The 397-nt window shown below is 65.2% G+C and carries 1 protein-coding gene; it reads left to right on the top strand.

The annotated features are described in order from the left end of the window. The coding region (locus IMZ11_RS44565) for a hypothetical protein (RefSeq protein WP_228649840.1) at positions 1 to 397 on the top strand (397 nt) is incomplete at both ends.

Raw genomic sequence — 397 nt, 5'->3', positions numbered from 1 at the left:
GATCTGGGTGTGTCTGGAGGCCGGCCAACTCGACGAGGCGCTCGCGCTTTCCGGCGAAATGCGCAGCTGCACCGAGAACTCCGGCTTGGACCTGTGGCGCTTCGTCAGCGCCACCGAGTACGCCACCGTCAAGGCGGTGTCGGCCATGAACGCCGGCGCCGACCCCGGCACCTTGGCGGTCGCAGCCGCCAAGATCGCCCGCCGGGTCGACGAATCACGACTCATGCACCTCAACGTCTATCTGACCTTTCACGACTCGATCATCAGTCGATTGCTGATCGCGGCGGGTCGGCCCGACCAGGCTCGCGAACGGCTGGAACTGTCACTGAACCTCGCGGAGGAGACCGGAATGCACTTTCACGATGCGGAGCTGATGCGGCTGCGAGCCCATACCGTG

Origin of the sequence: Microtetraspora sp. AC03309, from assembly GCF_020826795.1 — a bacterium.
Lineage (GTDB): Bacteria > Actinomycetota > Actinomycetes > Streptosporangiales > Streptosporangiaceae > Microtetraspora > Microtetraspora glauca.
This window is presented reverse-complemented; position numbering and strand designations above follow the sequence as displayed.